At 63.6% G+C, this 24890-nt stretch carries 25 protein-coding genes and 1 pseudogene; 12 read left to right on the top strand and 14 right to left on the bottom strand.

Features of this window, described 5'->3' with window-relative positions; all coding sequences use genetic code 11:
- Positions 1-13: 13 nt before the first annotated feature.
- The 5 genes from mrdA to UCMB321_RS24085 all read right to left on the bottom strand — a co-directional run bounded on the left by mrdA (position 14) and on the right by UCMB321_RS24085 (position 4841).
- Entirely contained in the window at positions 14-1900 is a 1887-nt protein-coding gene (gene mrdA / locus UCMB321_RS24065) for a penicillin-binding protein 2 (protein WP_040071181.1), read from the bottom strand.
- A 9-nt stretch (positions 1901-1909) separates the two neighbouring features.
- On the bottom strand, positions 1910-2377 hold the full coding sequence (gene rlmH / locus UCMB321_RS24070; RefSeq protein WP_040071182.1) for a 23S rRNA (pseudouridine(1915)-N(3))-methyltransferase RlmH: 468 nt from the start codon (positions 2375-2377) through the stop codon (positions 1910-1912).
- Positions 2378-2386: 9 nt separating this feature from the next.
- Positions 2387-2812, bottom strand: a complete 426-nt coding sequence (gene rsfS, locus UCMB321_RS24075; protein WP_040071183.1) for a ribosome silencing factor — start codon at positions 2810-2812, stop codon at positions 2387-2389.
- A 66-nt stretch (positions 2813-2878) separates the two neighbouring features.
- Complete coding sequence (nadD, locus tag UCMB321_RS24080) at positions 2879-3553, bottom strand: nicotinate-nucleotide adenylyltransferase (RefSeq protein ID WP_209437205.1); 675 nt, start codon at positions 3551-3553, stop codon at positions 2879-2881.
- Positions 3554-3569: 16 nt separating this feature from the next.
- Positions 3570-4841 (bottom strand): glutamate-5-semialdehyde dehydrogenase, encoded by a 1272-nt coding sequence (locus tag UCMB321_RS24085; protein ID WP_040071185.1) that lies wholly within the window; start codon positions 4839-4841, stop codon positions 3570-3572.
- A gap of 180 nt (positions 4842-5021) precedes the next feature.
- Here UCMB321_RS24085 and UCMB321_RS24090 point away from each other — a divergent pair, with 180 nt between their 5' ends.
- The gene (locus UCMB321_RS24090; protein ID WP_040071222.1) at positions 5022-5708 is read left to right on the top strand and encodes a DNA-3-methyladenine glycosylase; all 687 of its coding nucleotides are present in this window, start codon (positions 5022-5024) and stop codon (positions 5706-5708) included.
- A 129-nt stretch (positions 5709-5837) separates the two neighbouring features.
- A pseudogene (locus UCMB321_RS24095) lies at positions 5838-6695 on the top strand (phosphatase PAP2 family protein); the annotation flags it as partial.
- On the opposite strand, the gene UCMB321_RS24100 reads toward UCMB321_RS24095, so the two are convergent.
- The 5 genes from UCMB321_RS24100 to UCMB321_RS24120 all read right to left on the bottom strand — a co-directional run bounded on the left by UCMB321_RS24100 (position 6663) and on the right by UCMB321_RS24120 (position 9133).
- A complete protein-coding gene (locus UCMB321_RS24100) occupies positions 6663-6920 on the bottom strand; it encodes a cold shock domain-containing protein (protein WP_040071186.1) in 258 nt (85 codons plus the stop codon). The pseudogene UCMB321_RS24095 and the gene UCMB321_RS24100 overlap by 33 nt on opposite strands.
- A gap of 100 nt (positions 6921-7020) precedes the next feature.
- Entirely contained in the window at positions 7021-7272 is a 252-nt protein-coding gene (locus UCMB321_RS30345; protein ID WP_084615151.1) for a cold-shock protein, read from the bottom strand.
- Between the two features lie 184 nt (positions 7273-7456).
- A complete protein-coding gene (locus tag UCMB321_RS24110) occupies positions 7457-8047 on the bottom strand; it encodes an LON peptidase substrate-binding domain-containing protein (protein ID WP_040071188.1) in 591 nt (196 codons plus the stop codon).
- 10 nt (positions 8048-8057) lie between these two features.
- Positions 8058-8774 (bottom strand): LrgB family protein, encoded by a 717-nt coding sequence (locus tag UCMB321_RS24115; RefSeq protein WP_040071189.1) that lies wholly within the window; start codon positions 8772-8774, stop codon positions 8058-8060.
- The gene (locus UCMB321_RS24120; RefSeq protein ID WP_040071190.1) at positions 8771-9133 is read right to left on the bottom strand and encodes a CidA/LrgA family protein; all 363 of its coding nucleotides are present in this window, start codon (positions 9131-9133) and stop codon (positions 8771-8773) included. The genes UCMB321_RS24115 and UCMB321_RS24120 overlap by 4 nt, the downstream gene beginning before the upstream one ends.
- Before the next feature lie 164 nt (positions 9134-9297).
- On the opposite strand from UCMB321_RS24120, the gene UCMB321_RS24125 reads away from it, so the two are divergent.
- The 3 genes from UCMB321_RS24125 to UCMB321_RS24135 all read left to right on the top strand — a co-directional run bounded on the left by UCMB321_RS24125 (position 9298) and on the right by UCMB321_RS24135 (position 12243).
- A complete protein-coding gene (locus UCMB321_RS24125) occupies positions 9298-9753 on the top strand; it encodes a MaoC family dehydratase (protein ID WP_040071191.1) in 456 nt (151 codons plus the stop codon).
- 102 nt (positions 9754-9855) lie between these two features.
- Positions 9856-11574 carry a C13 family peptidase gene (locus tag UCMB321_RS24130; RefSeq protein WP_040071192.1) on the top strand — a complete coding sequence of 573 codons (1719 nt, stop codon included), beginning with the start codon at positions 9856-9858 and terminating at the stop codon, positions 11572-11574.
- 27 nt (positions 11575-11601) lie between these two features.
- Positions 11602-12243 (top strand): oxidoreductase, encoded by a 642-nt coding sequence (locus UCMB321_RS24135; RefSeq protein ID WP_040071193.1) that lies wholly within the window; start codon positions 11602-11604, stop codon positions 12241-12243.
- Positions 12244-12286: 43 nt separating this feature from the next.
- Here UCMB321_RS24135 and UCMB321_RS24140 read toward each other — a convergent pair whose 3' ends face one another.
- From UCMB321_RS24140 to UCMB321_RS24155, 4 genes are all read right to left on the bottom strand, one after another.
- Positions 12287-12574 carry a YceK/YidQ family lipoprotein gene (locus UCMB321_RS24140; RefSeq protein WP_040071194.1) on the bottom strand — a complete coding sequence of 96 codons (288 nt, stop codon included), beginning with the start codon at positions 12572-12574 and terminating at the stop codon, positions 12287-12289.
- Complete coding sequence (gene ubiX / locus UCMB321_RS24145; protein ID WP_040071195.1) at positions 12567-13199, bottom strand: flavin prenyltransferase UbiX; 633 nt, start codon at positions 13197-13199, stop codon at positions 12567-12569. Before ubiX ends, UCMB321_RS24140 begins: the two co-directional genes overlap by 8 nt.
- On the bottom strand, positions 13196-14545 hold the full coding sequence (gene mpl, locus UCMB321_RS24150) for a UDP-N-acetylmuramate:L-alanyl-gamma-D-glutamyl-meso-diaminopimelate ligase (RefSeq protein ID WP_040071196.1): 1350 nt from the start codon (positions 14543-14545) through the stop codon (positions 13196-13198). The genes ubiX and mpl overlap by 4 nt, the downstream gene beginning before the upstream one ends.
- A 71-nt stretch (positions 14546-14616) precedes the next feature.
- Positions 14617-16533: a sigma-54-dependent Fis family transcriptional regulator gene (locus UCMB321_RS24155; protein ID WP_040071197.1), complete on the bottom strand. Its 1917-nt coding sequence runs from the start codon at positions 16531-16533 to the stop codon at positions 14617-14619.
- Positions 16534-16976: 443 nt separating this feature from the next.
- On the opposite strand from UCMB321_RS24155, the gene exaC reads away from it, so the two are divergent.
- The 7 genes from exaC to UCMB321_RS24190 all read left to right on the top strand — a co-directional run bounded on the left by exaC (position 16977) and on the right by UCMB321_RS24190 (position 24725).
- Positions 16977-18497 (top strand): acetaldehyde dehydrogenase ExaC, encoded by a 1521-nt coding sequence (exaC, locus tag UCMB321_RS24160; protein ID WP_040071198.1) that lies wholly within the window; start codon positions 16977-16979, stop codon positions 18495-18497.
- A gap of 173 nt (positions 18498-18670) precedes the next feature.
- A complete protein-coding gene (gene eat, locus UCMB321_RS24165; RefSeq protein WP_040071199.1) occupies positions 18671-20041 on the top strand; it encodes an ethanolamine permease in 1371 nt (456 codons plus the stop codon).
- 184 nt (positions 20042-20225) lie between these two features.
- Complete coding sequence (locus tag UCMB321_RS24170) at positions 20226-21620, top strand: ethanolamine ammonia-lyase subunit EutB (protein WP_040071200.1); 1395 nt, start codon at positions 20226-20228, stop codon at positions 21618-21620.
- Positions 21617-22447 carry an ethanolamine ammonia-lyase subunit EutC gene (eutC, locus tag UCMB321_RS24175; protein WP_040071201.1) on the top strand — a complete coding sequence of 277 codons (831 nt, stop codon included), beginning with the start codon at positions 21617-21619 and terminating at the stop codon, positions 22445-22447. Before UCMB321_RS24170 ends, eutC begins: the two co-directional genes overlap by 4 nt.
- A 103-nt stretch (positions 22448-22550) precedes the next feature.
- Positions 22551-23009, top strand: a complete 459-nt coding sequence (locus tag UCMB321_RS24180; RefSeq protein WP_040071202.1) for a GNAT family N-acetyltransferase — start codon at positions 22551-22553, stop codon at positions 23007-23009.
- A gap of 230 nt (positions 23010-23239) precedes the next feature.
- Positions 23240-23893 (top strand): DedA family protein, encoded by a 654-nt coding sequence (locus UCMB321_RS24185; protein ID WP_040071203.1) that lies wholly within the window; start codon positions 23240-23242, stop codon positions 23891-23893.
- Between the two features lie 4 nt (positions 23894-23897).
- Positions 23898-24725, top strand: a complete 828-nt coding sequence (locus UCMB321_RS24190) for a M90 family metallopeptidase (protein ID WP_040071204.1) — start codon at positions 23898-23900, stop codon at positions 24723-24725.
- Positions 24726-24890 lie beyond the last annotated feature (165 nt).

Below are 24890 nucleotides of genomic sequence, written 5' to 3' on the forward strand. Positions count from 1 at the left end.
TCGAAATTGGCGATCAAGGCGTAGCCTCCGCGGTGGTGGTTCCAGCATATTCGGGTTTGAGCTTGCCGTCCGGGCCGAGCAACCAGGCGTCCATCACCTGGCGAACCACCGGCGCGGCCACGCCGGAACCGGACTCGCCGTTCTCGACCATCACCGCCACCACGATTTTCGGGTTGTTGGCCGGCGCGAAGCCGACGAACAGGGCGTGGTCGCGATGACGCTCCTGGACCTTGGAGCGGTCGTACTTCTCGCCCTGCTTGATCGCCACGACCTGGGCCGTACCACTCTTGCCGGCAATCAGGTACTGCGCACCGATGGACGCCTTGCGGGCGGTACCGCGGGCACCGTGCATCACCTGTTGCATGCCGTGATTGACCTTGTCCCAGGAGGACGGGTCGCGCAAGACGATATCGGACATCGGATTGTTATCCACCGGCTTCTGGCCCTGGATGGTCTTGGCCAGGTGCGGGCGATTCCAGACCCCCTTGTTCGCCACCAGGGCCGTGGCCTGGGCCAGTTGCAGGGGCGTGGCCTGCATGTAGCCCTGGCCGATCCCGAGGATCAGGGTTTCGCCCGGGAACCAGGCCTGGCGTCGGGTGGCGCGCTTCCATTCACGCGAAGGCATCAGCCCCGGCGACTCTTCGAACATGTCCAGGGAGACCTTCTGGCCCAGGCCGAACTTGTTCATGTAGCTGGACAGCCGGTCGATGCCCAGCTTGTGCGCCAGGTCATAGAAGTAGGTGTCGTTGGAACGCATGATCGCCGTGTCCAGGTCGACCCAGCCGTCGCCGGTGCGGTTCCAGTTGCGGTATTTGTGATCGTAGTTGGGCAGCTCGTAGTAACCGGGGTCGAAAACCCGCGTCGAAGCGTTGACCACGCCGCTGTCGAGCCCGGCAATCGCCACCGCCGGCTTGATGGTCGAGCCCGGTGGATAAAGCCCGCGCAGGACGCGGTTGAACAGCGGCCGGTCGATGGAGTCGCGCAACTCGGCGTAGTCCTTGAAGCCGATCCCGGTGACGAACAGGTTCGGATCGAAACTCGGCTGGCTGACCATCGCCAGCACCTCGCCGGTGGCCGGGTCCAATGCCACCACCGCGCCACGCCGCCCGCCGAGCGCCGCTTCGGCGGCCTCCTGCAGCTTGATGTCCAGGCTCAGGACGATGTCCTTGCCCGGCACCGGGTCGGTGCGCTTGAGCACCCGCAGGATACGTCCACGGGCGTTGGTCTCGACTTCCTCGTAACCGACCTGGCCGTGCAGTTCGGGCTCGTAGAAACGCTCGATACCGGTCTTGCCGATATGGTGGGTGCCGCTGTAGTTCACCGGGTCCAGGTCTTTGAGTTCTTTCTCGTTGATCCGCCCCATGTAGCCCACCGAGTGCGCGAAGTGCGCGCCCTGGGGATAGTGCCGAACCAACTGCGCGACCACCTCGACCCCCGGCAGGCGGAACTGGTTCACCGCAACCCGGGCGATCTGCTCCTCGGTCAACTCGAACAGGATCGGTACCGGCTCGAACGGCCGCCGCCCCTGGCGCACGCGCTTCTCGAAAAGCACACGATCTTCCGGGGTAAGCTGCAGGACCTCGACCAACACATCCAGAACCTGGCGCCAGTTATCGGCGCGCTCACGGGTCACGCTCAGGCTGAAACTGGGTCGGTTGTCCGCCACCACGAGACCGTTGCGGTCGTAGATCAAGCCACGGCTCGGCGGGATCGACTGCACATGGACGCGGTTGCTTTCCGACTTGGTCGAGTGATAGTCGTACTGGATTACCTGGAGGAAATACAGCCGGGCGATCAGCACGCCGATCAGCGCCACCACCACGATTGCGCCGACCACGACACGGTTACGCACCAGACGGGCGTCTTTCTCGTGGTCCTTGAGGCGAATCGGCTGGGTCATTCGGCAGGCTTATTTATGGTAAGGATGCCCGGACAGCACGGTCCAGGCGCGATACAGCTGTTCACCGATCAGGATCCGCACCAACGGGTGCGGCAAGGTCAGCGGCGACAGCGACCAGCGCTGGTCGGCCCGCGCACAGACCTCCGGCGCCAGCCCCTCGGGGCCGCCGACCATGAAGTTGACCGTGCGCGAATCCAGCCGCCAGCGATCCAGCTCGACTGCCAACTGCTCGGTGCTCCACGGCTTGCCGTGGACCTCCAGCGTGACGATCCGTTCGTTCGGGCCGACCTTGGCCAGCATGGCCTCGCCTTCCTGACGGATAAAACGCGTCACGTCGGCGTTCTTGCCCCGGGTGTTGAGCGGAATTTCCACCAGTTCCAGCGCCAGTTCGGATGGCAGACGCTTGGCATACTCGTGCCAACCCTCTTCCACCCACTTGGGCATGCGCGAACCGACGGCGATCAAGCGCAGTCGCACAACGCCACCTTATTCCTGGTCTTTGTTGAGCTTGGTGAAGTGCTCATGGGGGTTTTCCGGGCTGTGGTGCGCGGCGCTGGCCGAACGGCTTTGCTCGGCACCGGCCCACAGGCGTTCCAGGTCGTAGAACTGGCGCGCGGAGGCGGTCATCATGTGCACGATGACCAGGTCCAGGTCCAGCAGTACCCAGTCGCTGTCGCCCTTGCCTTCTTCGCCCAGCGGACGCAGGCCCTTGGCCTTGACGTTCTCGCGGACCTTGTCCAGCATCGCGTTGATCTGGCGGTTGGAGGTACCGGTGGCGATCACCATGTAGTCGGTGATGCTGTTCTTGTCGCGCACGTCGATGACCTGGATATCCTGGGCCTTGACGTCTTCCAGGGCGGCCTTGGTCAGTTCGACTACGTCCGCGCCACTCAACACTTCTTTGTTCGTCATATAAAACTCATTCAGCTCGTATGTTTGGCGGTTTCTTCGCGCAACCTGCGGCGGCGAAACACACCTTCAGTTCGACGCACGGTACAGCCCGTGCGCATCGATATAGGCCAGGACCGCGTCAGGCACCAGGTAACGTACCGACTTACCGCTGGCCAGCAGTTGACGGATCTGGGTGGCCGACACCGCCAGGGGTGTCTGCCAGACGAATGTAATATGCCCGCCAGGCCCCGGCAGGGCCTTCGGGTCGCTGACCGACCGTGCGGCCAGCAGGTTGCGCAAGGCATCCGGCGGCTCGCTGTCGGCATCCGGGCGTTGCAGCACCAGGATATGGCAATGCTGGAGCAACTCCTCCCAGCGGTGCCAGGTGGGCAGGCCGCAAAATGCGTCCCAGCCCAACAACAAGAATAACTGGTCTTGCGCGGCCAACTCGGCGCGCATCAGTTCCAGGGTGTCGATCGTATAGGACGGCTTGTCCCGTTGCAGCTCGCGGTCGTCCACCACCAGCGGGCTCACGCCGGCCACCGCACAATCGACCATCGCCAAGCGGTCGATGGCCGAGACTTGCGGCGTATCGCGATGCGGTGGCCGGGCACTGGGGGTCAGGCGCAACTCATCGAGCCCCATCAACTCCGCGACCTCCAGGGCACTGCGCAAATGGCCGATGTGCACCGGGTCGAAGGTTCCGCCGAGCACGCCGATACGCCGGGGCGGAACCGGGCGCGGGCTGACGGCGGCGGACAGACGCTTGCTCACCCGATCAGACCGCGGCCTGACCGCGCAACTGCCCGTCACCGACCACGATGTACTTCTCGCAGGTCAGGCCTTCCAGCCCTACCGGGCCGCGGGCGTGCAGCTTATCAGTAGAAATGCCGATCTCGGCACCCAATCCGTATTCGAAGCCGTCGGCGAAGCAGGTCGGGGCATTGAGCATCACCGAACTGGAGTCGACTTCGGCCATGAACACCCGGGACTCGCCCAGGTTTTCGGTGACGATGGCGTCGGTGTGATGGGAACCGTAACGGTTGATGTGCTCGATGGCCGCGTCCAGGCCATCGACCACGCGAATCGACAGGATCGGCGCCAGGTATTCGGTGCTCCAGTCGGCTTCGCTGGCCGCGACGGCCTCGATCACCGCGCGGGTCCGCTCGCAACCGCGCAGCTCGACGCCCTTGGCGCGCAAGCGCTCGGCCATGGCCGGGAGGAACTCGGCAGCGACCGCCTGATCCACCAACAGGGTTTCCATGGCCCCGCAGATGCCATAACGATAGGTCTTGGCATTGAAGGCGATATCGCGGCCCTTCTCCAGGTCCGCGTGGGCGCTGACATAGACGTGGCAGATGCCGTCCAGGTGCTTGATCACCGGCACCCGCGCGTCGCGGCTGACCCGCTCGATCAGGCCCTTGCCGCCACGCGGCACGATCACGTCGACGTACTCGGGCATGCTGATCAGCGCCCCGACGGCGGCCCGGTCGGTGACTTCCACCACCTGCACCGCCGCGGCCGGCAGCCCGGCCTCGTCCAGGCCGCGCTGGATGCAGGCGGCAATGGCACGGTTGGAGTGAATGGCCTCGGAACCGCCACGCAGGATGGTCGCGTTACCGGACTTGAGGCACAGGCTGGCGGCATCGATGGTCACGTTCGGCCGCGACTCGTAGATGATGCCGATCACGCCCAGGGGCACGCGCATCTTGCCGACCTGAATCCCCGATGGCCGGTAGCTCATGTCACGGATCGCCCCCACCGGGTCCGGCAGGCTCGCCACCTGGCGCAGGCCGACGATCATGCCGTCGATGCGCTCAGGAGTCAGGGCCAGGCGTTCAACCAGCGCAGGCTCCAGGCCATTGGCGCGGGCGGCGGCCAGATCGAGTTCGTTGGCGGCACTCAGCTCGGCGCGGGCAACGTCCAACGCGTTGGCGGCGGCCAGCAGGGCGCGGTTCTTCTGCGCGGTGCTGGCACGGCCGATCACGCGGGAAGCCTCGCGGGCAGCGCGACCCAGACGGGTCATATAGTCGAGAACGGACTCAGTCATGGCTCTAAGGGGGACTTGGCAAAGAGGAAAGCGGCCGATTATAGCTGTCGCGCCGCCTGACGGACAGCGGTGCCGGGCGGATGGTCGAAATGGAGGAGAAATAGGCCGTGTTCAGACTCGATTAAGGCATAAAACGTTATGATTCGCCCCCGACCCGCCGTCAACAGCCTTGCGTCCACGATGTCCAGTCTCACGCCCGCGCCCTTGCCCACTGCCCTCCCCGACGCTTTTTTCGACCGCGATGCGCAACTGCTCGCCCGTGAATTGCTGGGGAAAGTCATCCGCCACAAAGTCGGCGACCTGTGGCTGGCGGCACGCATTATCGAGACCGAAGCCTATTACCTGGAGGAGAAAGGCAGCCATGCCTCCCTCGGTTACACGGAAAAACGTAAGGCTTTGTTTCTGGATGGCGGCCACATCTATATGTATTACGCCCGCGGCGGCGACTCGCTGAACTTCAGCGCCCAGGGGCCGGGCAACGCGGTGCTGATCAAATCCGGCTATCCGTGGGTCGATGCACTGTCCGGCCCGGCCAGCCTGGCGCAGATGCTGCTCAACAACCCGGCAGCCAATGGCACGGCGCGCCCGACCCACAAGCTGTGCGCCGGGCAGACGCTGCTGTGCAAGGCACTTGGACTCAAGGTGCCGGCGTGGGACGCCAAGCGTTTCGACCCGCAGGGGCTGTTGGTCGAGGATGTCGGTGCCCAGGTGGCGCAGATCATCCAGACCACCCGCCTGGGCATTCCCGGCGGGCGTGACGAACACCTGATGTATCGCTTCGTCGACGCCAGCCATGCGGCGTATTGCACGCGGAACCCGCTCAGGCGGGGGCAGGTCGAAGGTCGCGATTACTTTTTACACACCTGAGGCTTTTGTCTTGCCTGAAAAAGGATGTCAACCATGGACCCACGGTTCGATAACATCACCGGCTGGCTGACCGCCAACCCACAATGTCGGGGCCTGGCGATTGTCATCGTCGCCTGCCTGATCGCCGGCGCCGGCGCCGGCGGGTCGATGGTCTACCTGCTGCCCGGCGCGGCCATCCGCCTGCCGTTGCCCGAAGGCTTCTGGCCGCAGGCCGGCGTAGTCGCGGCCGGGCTCGCCGCGCTGATCGGGCTGTGCATCCATTGCAGCGTGCGACGCCATCCCAAGGCCACACTACTGATTTGCGGCTTGAGCCTGGCGTTGCTGATCGGCCTGTTTCTCGGCTATCCCTACCTCAAGGCGTTCGACCAGGGCCTGATGGCCCTGGTCCAGGAACATCGCGATCGCGCGCTGGACGTGGCAGCGGTCATGGTCACGCGCCTGGGCGACTTCCGCACCCAGTTCATCGTCGCGGGCGTGCTGACCGTGCTGCTGTTTCTCGCCCGCCAATGGCGCCAGGGGCTGTTTTTCGGCGCCACCCTGGCGGTGACGGCACTGGGCAACACCGCCGCCAAGTACTTCTTCGCGCGGATACGCCCGGAAGTACTGGCCGAGCCGATCACCAGCTACAGCATGCCCAGCGGCCACAGTTCGGGCTCGTTCGCGTTTTTCCTGATGCTGGCGGTGCTGGCCGGACGCAATCAGCCACCACGGATACGCACGGCCTGGCTGCTGCTCGGCTGCCTGCCGGCGTTGGTGGTGGCGTTATCACGGGTGTACCTGGGCGCCCACTGGCCCACCGATATCCTGGCCGGCGCGCTGCTCGCCGTTGCGGTACTGGCGGCCAGCCTGAGCCTCAGCCAGCGCTTCATGCCGCTGCCGGCCATGCCGCCCCGGGCCTGGTGGCTGATCCTGCCGGCAGCGGTGGCGATCTATGGGTTTCATGCCCTGTGGCATTTACAGCATGAGATCGGGCGATATGCCTATTAAGGCTTCGGACCGATCACTTTCCACGACTTCAACATTGATGGCATAGAACTGGCCATCCTCGCCCTGCACGACCTCATAGGTCACGGTGTCGCCGGCCTTCAACACCGGCCCACCGTCGGCAGCGGATTTCACATGGAAGAAAAGTTCTCGTCCATCCACATGTGCTGTGATCACGCCGACTCCACCCCGGGCGGAGTCGTAACGTTCTTCGCAATGCTTATCCATGACTATTCTCCCGAAAAGGAAGAAGCACACCCAGGCGCCGCCCCCACGAGGCTCGCGCATCCTGGGGCGGCTTGGACAGCCGTGTCTTCGCAGCAAAACCTCAAGGAATCACTTGAACGTCGTCCGCCTGCAGACCTTTCTGCCCTTGAACCACTTTGAACCTGACTTTTTGTCCTTCGCTGAGGCTTTTGAAACCGCCCCCCGCGATGGATTTGAAATGAACAAAAAGATCCGCGGTATTATCATCCGGCGTGATAAATCCGAAACCTTTCGCATCATTGAACCACTTCACCGTCCCTTCTCTGTGCCCTGAGTGCGACGGGTGCCCTTTGTGTTCCGTATGCTCTGCCATGTCCAATATTCCCAGTCACTGAATGACGCAAAGCTCTTCCGTGGACAACCCTCGTCCTCCGAGCTTTCCATATTTCCGCCGGTCAAGTCTGGGACCCCGGCACATGGCGGGCTACTGTCATTTCTGACAGTTCTTCAGATTGTTTTCATATAAAAACTATTCCATGTAGTTACATGAAACACACTCAAGCAAACAACTCGCCCTGCAACTCATCCAGTAATACCTGAATGGCGTCCAGCCGTTGTTGAGGGTCGTCCAGTTCCAGCAGATCGAGTTTGTCCAGCTCGGAAAACGGCAGCAGATACGCCAACTGATTGGCCAGCGATTGTTGTCCGGTCGCTGCGGTGCCCATGTTCAGGGCCGCGACCATGGGGTGTTCGGCCAGCGCCTGGAGCAGCGCCACCAGGTCCTCGTCCTCATCCTGCAACGGCTGTTCAGGGACTTCATCCAACCACTCGACCTCGGCGACCGTCAGTTGATCGCGCTGCAACTCGCTGTGGAGCACCCGAAAACGCCGGGCGCCTTCGACCCGGATGCCCAGCAAGCCGTTGTCCTGCTGCTGGAAGTCGCGAATCAGGGCTTCACAGCCGACCAGGGCAAAGCCTTCCGGCGCCTGGCCGACCTCTTGCCCTTCGAGAATGCAGACCACGCCAAAACCGCTGCCCTGTTTCATGCAGCGACTGATCATGTCCAGGTAACGCGCCTCGAAAATCTGCAGGTCGAGGATACAACCGGGAAACAGCACGGTGTTCAGGGGAAACAACGCCAGGCTCATAACGACTTCCTTAAACCGCCAAAGTTACCGCCAGCGGCAGCAACACTGCCGTGGCCACGCCCATCAGGCTCATCGCCAACGCCGCGAAGGCGCCGCACTCTTCACTTTCCTGCAAGGCCACCGAGGTGCCCACCGCATGGGCGGTCATGCCCAGGGCCATCCCCCGGGCTTCCGGCGACTGTACGCCCAGCCGCGTCAGCAGCCAGGGCCCGGCAATGGCGCCGATCACCCCGGTGATCAACACGAACACCGCCGCCAGCGCCGCCACGCCACCGATCTGCTCGGCCACCAGCATGGCGATGGGCGAAGTGACCGACTTGGGGGCCATGGTCATCAGGATCATGTGGTCAGCGCCGAACAGCCAGCCCAGCAAGACGCCCAGGCCCGTCGCCAAGACCCCACCCACCACCAGCGTAGTAAAAATCGGCCAGAACAACTGCCGGATCCGCCGCAGGTTCAGGTACAGCGGCACCGCCAGCGCCACCGTGGCCGGTCCCAGCAGGATACCGAGGATCTCGGTGCTCCTGCGGTACTCGGCGTAACTCAGGTCGCACAGCAACAGGATGCCGACCACCAGCGCCATCGAGGCCAGGACCGGTTGCAGGAAGATCCAGCGGGTCTTTTCGAAACCCGCCAGCACCAGTTGATAGGCGCCCAGGGTAATGCCGATGCCGAACAGCGGATGATGGATCACCGCCGCCCAGGCGCCCTGCCAGTCGAGGTTCATGGTCGCTCTCCGCGCCGGGCGTGGCGCTTGACCAGGGCGTTCATCAACACCCCGGCAAACGCCATGGAAATCAGCACCGACAACACCAGCGCGCCGGCAATCGCCCAGAAGTCCGCCGCGATCTGCGCGGCATAGACCATCACCCCGACCGCCGGCGGCACCAGCAACAGCGGCAGATAACGCAACAGCGTGGCGGCCGCCTCGCCCAGGGGCGCACTGACTTCTTCACGCACCATCAAAAACACCAGCAACAGCAGCAGGCCGATAATCGGTCCCGGCAACACCGGCACACACAAATGATTGAGGGCTGTGCCAAGCAACTGAAACAGCACCAGCCAGGTCAGGCCGCGTAGCAACATCCGAGCTCTCCTTTGAATACATCGGCATTATAAGCACGCCAATACGCCGCCATTCGCCAAAGGTATGGTGGCTTGACCCGGCACCTCTCCCATGATGATCTACAGTGGTTGCCAAGGGCTGCAACCCAAGGCCCGATAAACTCGATAGACCAAGGAGTGTGTCAATGCCCTATGTACCTGTAGCGCAGCTCAACGATTATGTCGGCAAGGAACTGGGATGTTCCGAGTGGCTTACCATCGACCAGGCGCGGATCAACCTGTTCGCCGAAGCCACCGGCGACTATCAGTTCATCCACGTCGACCCGGTCAAGGCCGCGCAAACGCCGTTTGGCAGCACCATCGCCCACGGTTTCCTGTCGCTGTCGCTGATTCCGAAACTGATGGAAGACATCTTCATCATGCCCGAAGGCTTGAAGATGGCCGTCAACTACGGCCTGGACAGCGTGCGCTTCATCCAGCCGGTGAAGGTCGACTCGCGGGTGCGGCTCAAGGTCGAACTGACCGAAGTCACCGAGAAGAAACCCGGCCAATGGCTGCTCAAGGCCACCGCCACGCTGGAAATCGAAGGCCAGGAAAAACCCGCCTATATCGCTGAGCCCCTGTCACTCTGCTTCGTCTGATAACCGGTTCCCACGAAACAGAGTGCACTCTGTTTCGTGCAGGACACTGGACACGCCATATTGCTACGGCATACTCGGTCCCCTAATTATCCGGATCCCGTTATGCGCCCACTCGTTCCCCTCGCTCTGACCCTGCTGCTCACCGCCTGTGGTGAGGGTGAATCGCTCTTACCGCCGGACGCGCGCCTGCCGGACGGCGGTCGCTATCGCGGCGAAGTGGTCAATGGGCTGCTGCAGGGTCAGGGACGCATCGACTACCCGAGCGGCAGCTGGTACGCCGGCCAATTCGACAAGGGCCAGTGGCAAGGCGACGGCGAGTGGCATGGCAGCAACGGCGAGGTCTACAAGGGCCAGTTCCAGCAGGGCCTGTTCCACGGCCAGGGCACCTTGACCCTGCACGACAGCAGCTACACCGGCGGTTTCAAGCAGGGACGGCGCGACGGCGAAGGCACCCTCAAGGAAGCCGGCATGACCTACCGCGGCGAGTTCAAGGACGACCAGTACTCCGGCCTCGGCCATCTGGAACTGGAAGACGGCAGCCAGTACCAGGGTGAATTCGCCCATGGCAAGCCCAACGGCGAAGGTCAGCGCAGCGACGCCAACGGCAACCTGTTCACCGGCCACTTCGTCGACGGCCAACTGGAAGGCGTCGGTACCTTCAACAGCGCCGACGGCGACCAATATGTCGGTGGCTTCAAGCGCAACCAGTTGAACGGCAAGGGCCGCTACGAGAACGCCGATGGCGATGTCTGGATCGGTGACTTCAAGGAAGGCGTGCTCAACGGCAAGGGCCAGTTGATCGGCGTCGACGGCAGCCATTATCGCGGAGAGTTCAGCGAGTGGCGCTTCAACGGCCAGGGTCATCTGAGCCTGGGCGACGGCAGCGTCTATGTCGGCGAGTTCGCCGGCGACACCTACAACGGCCGCGGCAGCCTGACCCTGGCCGACGGCACCGTGCAAAGCGGCATCTGGAACAACGGCCAGCGGGTCCGCGATGCCGACGGCAAAGTGCTGCCCGACCTGTTGGAACTCGGCCTGCTGGCCCAGGGCCCGCTGCTGGAAAAAGCCCTCGCCGCCGTACCGGCCTCGACCCCTGCGATCGAACTCTACAGCCTGGTGCTGGCCGGCGACGGCAAGCAAAGCGTGTTCATGCGCGAAGCCGACTACGTCAACCATATGCTCGCCACCCGCTTCGGCGCCTATGGCCAGATCAGCCTGGTGAACCACCGCGACCACCTGGGCGATCGCCCGATGGCAACCCGCGAAAACCTGCGCCGCGCCGCCCAGACCCTGGCTGAGCGCAGCGGGCCGGAAGACCTGATCTTCATCTACCTGACCAGCCATGGCACCCATGAACACGAGTTCGTGCTGGAGCAGCCGCGCCTGGAGCTGTCCGACCTGCCGGCCGACGAACTGGCCTCGGCGCTGGCGCCCCTGAAGAACCGCGATAAAGTCATCGTGATTTCCGCCTGTTATTCCGGCGATTTCATCCCGGCGCTCAAGGATGAAAGAACCTTGATCATGACCGCTTCGCGCGAGGACCGGGTGTCCTTTGGCTGCTCGGAGGAAGCCGATTTCACCTATTTCGGCGACGCCCTGTTCGCCCAGGCGCTGAACCAGACCGACGACCTGCAGCAAGCCTTCGCCCTGGCCAAGGCCCATGTGGCCGAGCGCGAGCAGGCGGACAACTTCGAAGCCTCGGAACCGCAGATCTGGGCACCCAAGGGCGTGTTGGCCCATTGGCAAGCACTGCGTAAACAACAGGCACGAAAAGCGTTGCAAAGCGCTTCACTAGACAGCAAGACGGCCAAGAGCAACTAAGCTGATCTGTATCAAGGGAGGTCTTTTATGTACTTGACGCCTCAGCATATCCTGCTCGCTGGAGCCACCGGCCTGACCGGTGAACATCTACTCGATCGCCTGCTCAATGAACCGACGATCACCCGTGTACTCGCACCTTCACGCCGACCGCTGGCCGAGCATCCGCACCTGGAAAATCCAGTGGGCGATCCGGCGGTATTCCTGCCGCAATTGAGTGGTCGTGTTGACGTGGCGATCTGCTGCCTGGGCACCACCATCAAGCTGGCCGGTTCCGAAGAAGCGTTCCGCGCCGTGGACCATGACATGGTCGTGGCCTTCGGCAAGCGAGCGCGGGAAATGGGCGCGCGGCATCTGATCGTGGTCAGTTCCATCGATGCCGATCCGAAATCCAAGGTGTTCTACACCCGGGTCAAGGGCGAGATGGAACAGTCGCTGAGGGCACAGAACTGGCCGCAGTTGACCATTGCCAGACCCTCCTTTCTGCTGGGTGAACGGATCGAGCCGCGCCTGACGGAACAGTTGGTGGCCCCGCTGTCGAAGCTGATTCCCGGGAAGTATCGCGGCATCGAGGCGTGCCAGTTGGCGCGAGCGCTGTGGCGATTGGCGCTGGAAGAGCAGGATGGGGTGCGGATTGTCGAGTCGGATGAATTGCGCCGGCTGGGCAAATAACGGTGGCGAGCGGGCTTGCCCGCTCACAAACCCCCTTGTGCGACTACAACCCGCCCGTCGCCTGAACCCCCACACCCAACACCGTCAGCACTGACAGGGGCAACAGCAGCGTATCCAGCAGCGCACTGGCCGGCAGATCCAGCCCCGGATAACTCGGCGCCTCCGCCCCGAAATGGTCACTGGCGCAACAGCCGCCCTGCAACGCATACAGATCCAGGCGCGTCCCCGAATACACCAGGGGCGCCCCGGTCTTGCCGGCGTCCAGGGTCCGCGCCGTCGCGCAACCGGCCAGTTGCAGTGCCAGCAACAGGCACAGCAGCGGCTTAGTCATCGCTGCTCAAATGGTGTTCGCCCCAACGCGGCAGCATGTCCTGGGGAATGTTCAGCAGATTGAGAATCCGCGCCACGACAAAATCCACCAGGTCATCGATGGTCTGCGGCTGGTGATAAAAGCCCGGCGACGCCGGCAGGATCGTCACGCCCATATTCGACAGCTTGAGCATGTGCTCCAGGTGAATGCTCGAATACGGTGCCTCGCGCGGCACCAGGATCAACTGGCGGCGCTCCTTGAGGGTGACATCCGCCGCCCGCTCGATCAGGTTGTTGCAAGCGCCCGTGGCGATGGCCGACAAGGTCCCGGTGGAACACGGCACCACCACCATCGCCGCCGGCGCGCCGGAGCCCGAGGCGACCGGCGACATCCAGTCTTCCTTGCCGTATACCCGAATCTGCCCGACCTGCGCACCGGTGTATTCGGTGAGGAAGGCCTGCATCAGCTGCGGCTTGGCCGGCAGCGCCACATCGGTCTCGGTGGCCATCACCAATTGCGCGGCCTTGGAGATCAGGAAGTGCACCTCGCGGTCCTCGCGCACCAGGCAGTCCAACAGGCGCAGGCCGTAGGGCGCGCCGGAAGCACCGGTCATCGCCAGGGTGATGCGTTCCGGTCCGTTGTTCATTTCAAGGCCTCGGCCAGTTTGCCATGCAGGCCGCCGAAGCCGCCGTTGCTCATGATCACCACATGGGTCCCGGGTTTGGCCTGGCTTTTCACCCGTTCGATGATGCCGTCCAGGGAATCGCTGACGATGGACGGCACCGTGCACAGCGCCGCCGTGGCGCCCAGGTCCCAGCCCAGGTTGGCCGGCGCATACCAGATCACCTGGTCGGCCTGGACCACGCTGTCCGGCAAGCCGTCGCGGTGGGCACCGAGCTTCATGGAGTTGGAACGCGGCTCGATGATGGCAATCAGCGGCGCATCGCCGACCTTCTTGCGCAGGCCATCGAGGGTGGTGGCGATGGCGGTCGGGTGGTGGGCGAAGTCGTCATAGATGGTGATGCCGTGGACTTCGGCGACTTTTTCCATCCGCCGCTTCACGCTCTTGAAAGCGCTGAGGGCGGCAATGCCCATGGCCGGCACCACACCGACATGCCGCGCCGCCGCCAGGGTGGCCAGGGCATTGGCGACGTTGTGCTGGCCGGTCAGGTCCCACTCGACCACGCCTTGCGCCACGCCGTCGAACATCACTTCGAAGCGCGAGCCGTCTTCGCTCAGCAACTTGACCTGCCACTGGCCACCGGCACCAGTGGTCTGCACCGGGGTCCAGCAGCCCATTTCGATCACCCGGCGCAGGGCCGGTTCGGTGGTCGGATGAATCACCAGGCCTTCGCTCGGAATGGTCCGCACCAGATGATGGAACTGCCGTTCGATGGCCGCCAGGTCCGGGAAAATGTCCGCGTGATCGAATTCCAGGTTGTTCAGGATCGCAGTGCGCGGACGGTAGTGGACGAACTTGGAGCGCTTGTCGAAAAAGGCGCTGTCGTACTCATCGGCTTCGATCACGAAGAACGGCGTTGTGCCCAGACGGGCCGACACCGAGAAGTTCTGCGGCACGCCGCCGATCAGGAAGCCCGGGCTCATGCCCGCGTGTTCCAGTACCCAGGCCAGCATGCTGCTGGTGGTGGTCTTGCCGTGGGTGCCGGCCACGGCCAGGACCCAGCGGCCTTGCAGCACATGGTCCGCCAGCCACTGCGGGCCGGAGACATAGGGCAGGCCCTTGTTCAGCACGTACTCGACCGCCGGATTGCCGCGGGACATGGCATTGCCGATCACCACCAGGTCCGGTGCCGGATCGAGTTGCGCCGGATCGTAGCCCTGGGTCAGCTCGATGCCCTGGGCCTGGAGCTGGGTGCTCATCGGCGGATAGACGTTGGCATCGGAACCGGTGACGTGATGGCCCAGTTCCTTGGCCAGTACGGCCATCGAACCCATGAACGTACCGCAGATACCCAGAATATGAATGTGCATAGTCGACCTCGTAAAACGTGGTCGCAGGTTAGCCCAGGGCGTAGGAAATCGCACCTGGTGTTTCATCGGGTCTAACGGGCGATGCCGTGCTTGCGTAGCTTGCGGTACAAGGTGTTGCGGCTCACCCCCAGTTGCTCGGCCGTGTGGGTCATGTGCCAGCGCTGCTGCTCCAGGGCATTGAGCAGGGTCAGGCGTTCGGCCTCTTCGAGAGGCGTCCCGGACGGCTCGTCGACCGCCACGGCGACCACACCCGGCCGAGCTTGCCGGATCAGCGCCGGCAGATCCTCGAGACCGATCCGACCGTCCTCGCACAACGCCGCCAGCGTGCGCAACACCGTCCTCATCTGCCGCACATTGCCCGGCCACTCGAACGCCAGGAGCGCCTGGCGCGCGGCCGTGTCGATCCGTACGCCCTGCTCGCCGGCCTCCTCCACCAACAGGAAATCCAGCAACTGCGACTTGTCGCTGCGCTCACGCAACGCCGGCAAGCCGACCTCCAGCCCATTGAGCCGGTAGTACAGATCCTCGCGGAAGCTGCCGTCGCCGACCCGCTCCAGGAGATTACGGTGCGTGGCGCTGATGATCCGCACATTGACCGCCTCCGGCTCGCCGCCGATAGGCACCACCTGGCGATCCTCCAACACCCGCAGCAAGCGGGTCTGCAAGGCCAGCGGCATATCGCCGATCTCGTCCAGAAACAGGGTACCGCCATCAGCCTGTTGCAGCTTGCCGCGCATGCCTTCCTTGCGCGCGCCGGTAAAACTGCCGCCGCGATAACCGAACAGCTCGCTTTCGATCAGGCTCTCGGGAATCGCCGCGCAGTTGAGGGCGACAAAGGCCTTCTCGGCGCGCTGACTGGCCTGGTGCACCGCCTTGGCGAAGGCCTCCTTGCCCGAGCCGGTTTCACCGTTGATCAGCAAGGGCACATCGCGTTCGAAGACCCGCAGCGCCCGGCGAAAATCCATCTGCAAGGCCGGGTCGCCCAGGCAGATATTGGCCGGCTTCGCTCGTTCCAGCGGCGCCGGCGTGGGCGCCATGACCTTGGGCACGCTGCGCGGCTGGCCGCGCAACACCGCGAACAGGGCCCGGCCATCACGGCTGCGCAGCGGCCAACTGGCGCTGGCCTGGGCACTGGCACGCCCGAGCAGTTCATCCAGCGAGCAGTCGAAGAACGCCTCCACCGGCTGGCCCAGCAAACCGCTACGCCCATGGCCCAGCAGGTTCAGGGCACTCTGGTTGACCGCACTGATCCGTCCTTCGCCGTCGAACGCCAGCAAGCCCTCGCTGAACAGCCCCACGGACTCGGCCTGCAAATGAAAGCGCAGCAGCCAGTGGTTGTCGTAATGCCGCAGGAAATAGCAGCTCTCGATCATCTTCGCCGACAGGTTGACCAACGCCATGGTGTGGAACTGGCTCTGGCGCGAGACCTCCGGGCGGGCCGAGGACACGTCAAGCACCGCCATCAATTCGCCATGGGGATCGAAGACCGGGCTCGCGGAGCAGGTCAGGCCGGTGTGGCGACCGCGAAAATGTTCATCCTGGTGGATGGTCAGGGACTGGCGCTCCACCAGGCAGGTGCCGATGCCGTTGGTGCCTTCGCAGGCCTCGCTCCAGTCGGCGCCGAGCCAGAGGCCGGCGCGCTCGAAAATCTTGCGTTCGGCGGGGGCGGTGACGCAGTTGAGGATCACCCCGCGGGCGTCGGTGAGCAGCACCGCGTGACCGGCGCCGGAGAGCTGCTGGTGCAGGCTGGTCATTTCATTGCCGGCGATCTGCAGGACCTGGCGCAGGCGCTCGCGGCTTTCCAGCAACCGGCCGTGTTCGAGCACGGTGGGGGCGATGCTCAGCGAGGGGTCGAGGTGATAATCCTCCAGGCAACGCAGCCAGGACCGGGCAATGGACGGGTCACTACCCGGGCCGCCCGGGTGGGCCTTGCCCTGGGTCACGGTCAGCACCTGCTGGGCGTGGCGACTCAGATGGTTGTTCTGCATTTCTTATTATTCTCCCCCCTTGTAGGAGCAGCCGGTCGACGTTCGATTGCTCGCGATGGGCGTCAACGATGACACGGGCATCCTGATACCCCGCGGTGCCTGGACCACCATCGCGAGCAATCGAACGTCGACCGGCTGCTCCTACAGGTTTCGCGGCGTGCAAAGCATCTCGCGCACTTTCGTCTGGACGCCCAGCATCCTCCTGCAACCCGAGCAATGCAATCCTCCTGCGACCGGCAAGTCACAGGCTGTGCCAACCCTGGTACAAACTGTCACCCCAGCTGTATCACCCTTGTCGCAACACGCCCGCCATCCGTCATCGAACACACCCGTCAACCGCTCTGGCACCTGTCCCACGACGCACTGGCCCGACCTTTGCTCTACGCTTATCCAGCGCTAACCCGCGTACTCCCTTATAAGCACAATAGCCAAGGAGACACACCATGCGTTATGCCCACCCTGGTACTGCCGGCGCCATCGTTACGTTCAAGGCCAAGTACGGCAACTACATCAATGGCGAATTCGTCGCGCCTGTCGACGGCCAGTACTTCACCAACACCTCGCCGGTCAACGGCAAGCCGATCGCCGAATTCCCCCGTTCCAATGCCAAGGACATCGACAAGGCCCTCGATGCCGCCCATGCCGCCGCCGATGCCTGGGGCGCCACCTCGGTGCAGGCACGTTCGCTGATCCTGCTGAAAATCGCCGACCGTATCGAGCAGAACCTCGAACTGCTGGCCATCACCGAAAGCTGGGACAACGGCAAGGCCGTGCGCGAAACCCTGAACGCCGACATCCCCCTGGCCGCCGATCACTTCCGCTACTTCGCCGGTTGCCTGCGCGCCCAGGAAGGCAGCGCCGCGGAAATCGACGGCAACACCGTGGCCTATCACATCCATGAACCGCTGGGCGTGGTCGGCCAGATCATCCCGTGGAACTTCCCGCTGCTGATGGCCGCCTGGAAACTCGCCCCGGCCCTGGCCGCCGGCAACTGCGTGGTCCTCAAGCCCGCCGAGCAGACCCCGCTGGGCATCTGCGTGCTGCTGGAACTGATCGGCGACCTGCTGCCACCCGGCGTCCTGAACGTGGTGCAAGGGTTCGGCAAAGAAGCCGGCGAAGCCCTGGCCACCAGCAAGCGCATCGCCAAGATCGCCTTCACCGGCTCGACCCCGGTCGGCTCGCACATCATGAAATGCGCCGCCGAAAACATCATCCCGTCCACCGTGGAACTGGGCGGCAAGTCGCCGAACATCTTCTTCGCCGACATCATGAAAGCCGAACCGAGCTTTATCGAGAAGGCCGCCGAAGGCCTGGTGCTGGCCTTCTTCAACCAGGGCGAAGTCTGCACCTGCCCATCCCGCGCCTTGATCGAAGAGTCGATCTACGACGAGTTCATGCAAGTGGTGATGAAGAAGGTCGAGCAGATCAAACGCGGCGACCCGCTGGACACCGACACCATGGTCGGCGCCCAGGCTTCCGAGCAGCAGTTCGACAAGATCCTGTCCTACCTGGAAATCGCCAAGACCGAAGGCGCGCAACTGCTCACCGGCGGCAAGGTGGAAAAACTCGAGGGCAACCTGGCCACCGGCTATTACATCCAGCCGACCCTGCTCAAGGGCACCAACAAGATGCGCGTGTTCCAGGAAGAAATCTTCGGCCCGGTGGTGAGCATCACCACCTTCAAGGACGAAGCCGAAGCCCTGGCGATTGCCAACGACACCGAGTTCGGCCTGGGTGCGGGCCTGTGGACCCGTGATATCAACCGCGCCTACCGCATGGGCCGGGCGATCAAGGCCGGTCGCGTCTGGACCAACTGCTACCACCTGTACCCGGCGCATGCCGCGTTCGGTGGCTACAAGAAATCCGGCGTGGGCCGCGAGACCCACAAGATGATGCTCGATCATTACCAGCAGACCAAGAACCTGCTGGTGAGCTATGACATCAATCCGCTTGGGTTCTTCTAAACCCTGAGCCCCCTTCGCGGCGGTCCGTAGTCCCGGCCGCCGCGAAGAGGCCCTCACTGACACCCCCAAAACAACGCCTGGCCGCACTGGCACGGGCCTTGCGTGCACGCTGTACAGAAAATCGACACCCGAAAGTCCAACAACCGAACAATAAAAATGACAAGCGAGGACTTATGACAACTCAAACCGAACTCAAACCCACCCTCGGCACCCTGCACCTCTGGGGCATTGCGGTGGGCCTGGTGATCTCCGGCGAATACTTCGGCTGGAGCTACGGCTGGGGGACCGCCGGCACCCTGGGCTTTCTCGTCACCACCCTGCTGGTGGCGACCATGTACACCTGCTTCATCTTCAGTTTCACCGAGCTGACCACCGCCATTCCCCATGCCGGCGGCCCCTTTGCCTACAGCCGCCGGGCCTTCGGCGAACGCGGCGGCCTGATCGCCGGGATCGCCACCCTGATCGAATTCGTCTTCGCCCCGCCGGCCATCGCCATGGCCATCGGCGCCTACCTCAACGTCCAGTACCCGGACCTCGACCCACGGCTCGCCGCCGTCGGCGCCTACGTGGTGTTCATGGGCCTGAACATCATAGGCGTGAGCATCGCCGCCACCTTCGAACTGGTAGTGACCGTACTCGCGGTCCTCGAGTTGCTGGTGTTCATGGGCGTGGTCGCGCCGGGCTTCAGCTTCAGCAACTTCGTGCTCAACGGCTGGTCCGGGGCGAGCAGCTTCAGCCTCGACTCGATTCCCGGCATCTTCGCCGCGATCCCCTTCGCGATCTGGTTCTTCCTCGCCATCGAAGGCGCGGCCATGGCCGCCGAAGAAGCCAAGGACCCCAAGCGCACCATTCCCAAGGCCTATGTCGGCGGCATCCTGACCCTGGTGTTCCTGGCCCTCGGCGTGATGGTGATGGCCGGTGGCGTCGGCGACTGGCGCCAACTGTCGAACATCAACGACCCGTTGCCCCAGGCAATGAAAGCGGTGGTGGGCAACAACTCCAGCTGGATGCACATGCTGGTGTGGATCGGCCTGTTCGGCCTGGTGGCGAGCTTCCACGGCATCATCCTCGGCTACTCGCGGCAGTTCTTCGCCCTGGCCCGGGCCGGTTACCTGCCGCGTTCGCTGGCTAAACTGTCGCGCTTCCAGACCCCGCACCGGGCGATCCTGGCCGGCGGCGTAGTCGGCATCGCGGCGATCTACAGCGACGGGCTGGTCAACCTGCAAGGCATGAGCCTGACGGCGGCGATGATCACCATGTCGGTATTCGGCGCCATCGTGATGTACATCATCAGTATGCTGAGCCTGTTCAAGCTGCGCAGCAGCGAGCCGAACCTGGAGCGCAGCTTCCGCGCCCCGGGTTATCCGATCGTGCCGGGGATCGCGTTGGTCCTGGCGGTGGTGTGCCTGATCGCGATGGCCTGGTTCAACATGCTGATCGGCCTGATCTTCCTCGGTTTCATGGCGGCGGGCTTCCTCTACTTCCAGTTGACCGCCAGCCAGCGCCTGGACGCGCCGGCGGACGCCATGCTCACGGGTAACTGATTGCACCAGCACGGGGCGCCCTGTGCCCCCAACGCTGTACATATGAACACCGCAAAACCGTAGGAGCCGGCTTGCTGGCGATGAGGCCAGTGAGACTTGCATCATCTGATCGGCCGCCATCGCCAGCAAGCTGGCTCCTACAGCTACATTCATCGCTTGCAAAGGTTCAGGAGGACACCGCCCCATGGCCACATTCGCCCATTCCGTCGGCGCCCAGACCTATCGTTTCGACAGCCTCAAGGACGTCATGGCCAAGGCCAGTCCCGCCCGCTCCGGCGATTTCCTGGCCGGAGTCGCCGCCCTCAACGACGGCGAACGGGTCGCGGCCCAGATGACCCTGGCCAATATTCCCCTCAAGCATTTCCTCGAGGAAATGCTGATCCCCTACGAATCCGACGAAGTCACCCGCCTGATCGTCGACACCCACGACAAACAGGCTTTCGCCGCCGTCAGCCACCTGACCGTCGGCGGCCTGCGCGACTGGCTGCTCAGCGACGCCGCCGACGAACAGAGCCTGCGCGCCCTGGCCCCGGGCCTGACCCCGGAAATGGCCGCCGCCGTCTCGAAGATCATGCGCGTCCAGGACCTGGTGCTGGTGGCGCAGAAAATCCGCGTGGTGACGAAATTCCGCGGCACCCTGGGCCTGCGCGGTCGCCTGTCGACCCGCCTGCAGCCCAACCACCCCACGGACGATCCGGCCGGCATCGCCGCCAGCGTCCTCGACGGTCTGCTCTACGGCAACGGCGACGCCATGATCGGCATCAACCCGGCCACCGACAGCCTGTCGTCGATCTGCGACCTGCTGCACATGCTCGACGCGGTCATCCAGCGTTACGAAATCCCCACCCAGGCCTGCGTGCTGACCCACGTCACCACCTCCATCGAGGCGATCAACCGTGGCGTGCCGTTGGACCTGGTGTTCCAGTCGATCGCCGGCACCGAAGCGGCCAACGCCAGTTTCGGCATCAGCCTGAGCGTCCTGCAGGAAGGCTACGACGCCGGCCTGAGCCTGAATCGCGGCACCCTCGGGCAAAACCTGATGTATTTCGAAACCGGCCAGGGCAGCGCCTTGTCGGCCAACGCCCACTTCGGCGTCGACCAGCAGACCTGCGAAACCCGCGCCTACGCCGTGGCCCGGCATTTCAAGCCGTTCCTGGTCAACACCGTGGTCGGTTTCATCGGCCCGGAATACCTCTACAACGGCAAGCAGATCATCCGCGCCGGCCTCGAAGACCATTTCTGCGGCAAGCTGCTGGGCGTGCCCATGGGTTGCGATATCTGCTACACCAACCACGCCGAGGCCGACCAGGACGACATGGACACCCTGCTGACCCTGCTCGGGGTGGCCGGGATCAACTTCATCATGGGCATCCCCGGCTCCGACGACATCATGCTCAACTACCAGACCACCTCCTTCCACGACGCGCTCTACGCCCGCCAGACCCTGGGCCTGAAGCCCGCGCCGGAGTTCGAACAATGGCTGGCGAAGATGGGGATCTTTACCCAGGCCGACGGCAAGGTGCGATTCGGCAATAACCTGCCACCGGCCTTCCGCCAGGCGCTGGCACAGCTGGGATGAACGACATGGCCAACGACCTCGACCACGACAACCCCTGGCTGGCCCTGCGCCGCCTGACGCCGGCACGCATTGCCCTGGGCCGCAGCGGCACCAGCCTGCCCACCGGCGCGCAGCTGGATTTCCAGTTCGCCCACGCCCAGGCCCGCGACGCCGTGCACCTGCCGTTCGACCACGCCGGCCTGAGCACGCAACTGGCCGAACGCGGCCGCGCCAGCCTGCTGCTGCACAGCGCCGCCGAGGATCGCCACAGCTACCTGCAACGCCCGGACCTGGGCCGCAAGCTCAACGCTGCCTCGGCGCAGTTGCTCAAGGCGCATGCGGCCGCCCACCCGGGCGGTGTCGACCTGGCCATCGTGGTCGCCGACGGCCTGTCGGCGCTGGCGGTGCATCGGCATACCCTGCCCTTCCTCGCCCGCCTGGAGGAACAGATCCAGGCTGAGGGCTGGTCACTGTCGCCGGTGATCCTGGTGGAACAGGGCCGGGTCGCGGTGGCCGACGAAATCGGCGAACTGCTGGGGGCGAAAATGACCGTGATCCTCATCGGAGAGCGCCCCGGCCTCAGTTCGCCGGACAGCCTGGGCCTGTATTTCACCTATAATCCCAAGGTGGGCCTGACCGACGCCTACCGCAACTGCATCTCCAACGTGCGCCTGGAGGGCATGAGTTATGGCATGGCTGCACACAAACTGCTGTATTTGATGAAAGAAGCCTGCCGCCGACAATTATCGGGGGTCAATCTCAAGGACGAGGCTCAAGTGCAAACGCTGGAGAGCGAATCGGATGTCCATTCAAACGGCAACTTCCTACTGGGCCCGCCCCAAGCCTGAATATCATCCGGATTGCGCTTTTCCGTCGCTTTGGGCAGCATCGGCGTTGCGGCTGCCCGAGTGAACCGTTTGCAGTCATATCCATGAAATTGAGGCCTGACCTATGCGGATTACTCAAGCGACCCTGGAACATCTGGACCTGCTGACGCCCCTGTTCGTCAAATACCGTGAATTCTACGGCGAGTTGCCTTACCCGGATTCGTCCCGCAGCTTTCTGGAAAAACGCCTACGGCGCAAAGAGTCGGTGATTTACCTGGCCTTGGCGGACGATGACGACAAGAAGCTGCTCGGTTTCTGCCAGTTGTATCCCAGTTTCTCTTCGCTCTCGCTCAAGCGGGTGTGGATCCTCAACGACATCTACGTGGCCGAGGATGCCCGTCGCCAACTGGTGGCCGACAACCTGATGCGCACCGCGAAGAAAATGGCCCGTGAGACCCAGGCCGTCCGTCTGCGGGTGTCCACCAGCAGCGACAACCTGGTGGCACAGAAGACCTACGAATCCATCGGCTTTCGCGCAGACACCGAATTCAAGAACTACGTGCTGCCGATTGACGAAAAATAGTCAGCAACGTGCCCCCTTGCAGGAGCGTCGACCGACGGCTCCTGCGGGGTATGTGCAGCCCATGCCCGACATTCCCCGCTACAAACTCGGCAGGCAGAAATCTCCCGACCTCTTATAATCCCGATTTCCCACGGAATGTACGAAAAAACGACATTCCCTGTAGTTAACTACGTATCTCTATTGTCCTTGCACAGGTCCGCCGAGCCGGACTGTCCACACAGGTGCCCCCCATGGATTTCAACCCAATCGACATAATCCTGCATCTCGATGTCTACCTCGACATGCTGGTGAACAACTACGGGGCCTGGATCTACGCCATCCTGTTCCTGGTGATCTTCTGCGAAACCGGCCTGGTGGTGACGCCCTTCCTGCCGGGCGATTCGCTGCTGTTCATCGCCGGCGCAGTGGCCGCGGGCGGCGGCATGGACCCTGTGCTGCTGGCCGGCCTGCTGATGCTGGCGGCGATCCTCGGTGACAGCACCAACTACCTCATCGGACGAACGGCAGGGGAGAAACTCTTCAGCAATCCGAACTCGAAGATCTTCCGTCGCGACTACCTGCAAAAGACCCACGAGTTCTACGACCGCCACGGCGGCAAGACCGTGACCCTGGCGCGCTTCCTGCCGATCCTGCGGACGTTCGCGCCGTTCGTCGCCGGCGTCGGCAAAATGCCCTATGTGCGCTTCTTCCTGTTCAGCATCCTCGGCACCGTGCTCTGGGTTGGCGGCCTGGTCACCCTCGGCTACTTCTTCGGCAACGTACCGTTCATCAAGAAAAACCTGTCGCTGCTGGTGATCGGCATCATCCTGGTGTCGCTGCTGCCGATGATCATCAGCGTGGTCCGCAGCCGCTTCGGCAACGCCGCAAAAGCCGGTACGCATTGATCCCGTGTGGTCACTGAGTGCCTGGCGGCGCCGGCGAACGCTGGCCCGCCATCCGGTTGCCGATGAAACCTGGCAAAGGGTCCGCGAGCACCTGAGCTTCCTCGACGGCCTGAGCGACGCCGAGGATCGCTGGCTGCGCGAGCACAGCGTGCTGTTTCTCGACGACAAGCACCTGAGCGCCCTACCGGGGGTGGAACTGGACCAGGAACGCCGCCTGCTGCTGGCCGCCCAGGCGCAACTGCCGCTGCTGCACCTGGGGGAGTTGAACTGGTACCAGGGCTTCCATGAAATCGTGCTCTACCCGGACGACTTCCTCAGCCCCCAGCGCCATCGCGATGCCAGCGGCGTGGAGCACGAGTGGGACGCCGAGCACAGCGGCGAAGCCTGGCAACAGGGCCCGGTGATCCTGGCGTGGCCCGGCGTAGAGGCCAGCGGCGGCTGGGAAGGCTACAACCTGGTGATCCACGAACTGGCGCACAAGCTCGACATGCTCAACGGCAACGCCAACGGCCTACCGCCGCTGCACGGCAACATGCGCGTGGGCGACTGGGCCAAGGTCATGCAACACGCCTACAACGACCTCAATCGCCAGCTGGACCGCAATCCCCATGCTCAAACCGCCATTGATCCTTATGCGGCGGAAAACCCGGCGGAATTCTTCGCGGTGACCAGCGAATATTTCTTCAGTGCCCCGGATATCCTGGCCACGGCCTACCCGCGGGTGTACGAGCAATTGCGGACGTTCTACCGTCAGGATCCGCTGGCACGGCTGCAGCACCTGCAGGCCCACGACCCGCGCTACCAAGGCCCCGGCAGCACTCACCCCCTGTAGGAGCCAGCTTGCTGGCGATAGCGCTCGCAAGCCGATCGCAGCAGAGCACCGGCAACCCCGCCCCGACCAAGGTGGTATTCCGCACGTCCCGTCGCCCGTGGCATCGCCTCTGGAATATGCCTATAATCCCCGCCACTTTTTGGTCAAACCGGCCAAGTTTTCTGA

This window comes from Pseudomonas batumici (assembly GCF_000820515.1).
GTDB classification, from domain to species: domain Bacteria; phylum Pseudomonadota; class Gammaproteobacteria; order Pseudomonadales; family Pseudomonadaceae; genus Aquipseudomonas; species Aquipseudomonas batumici.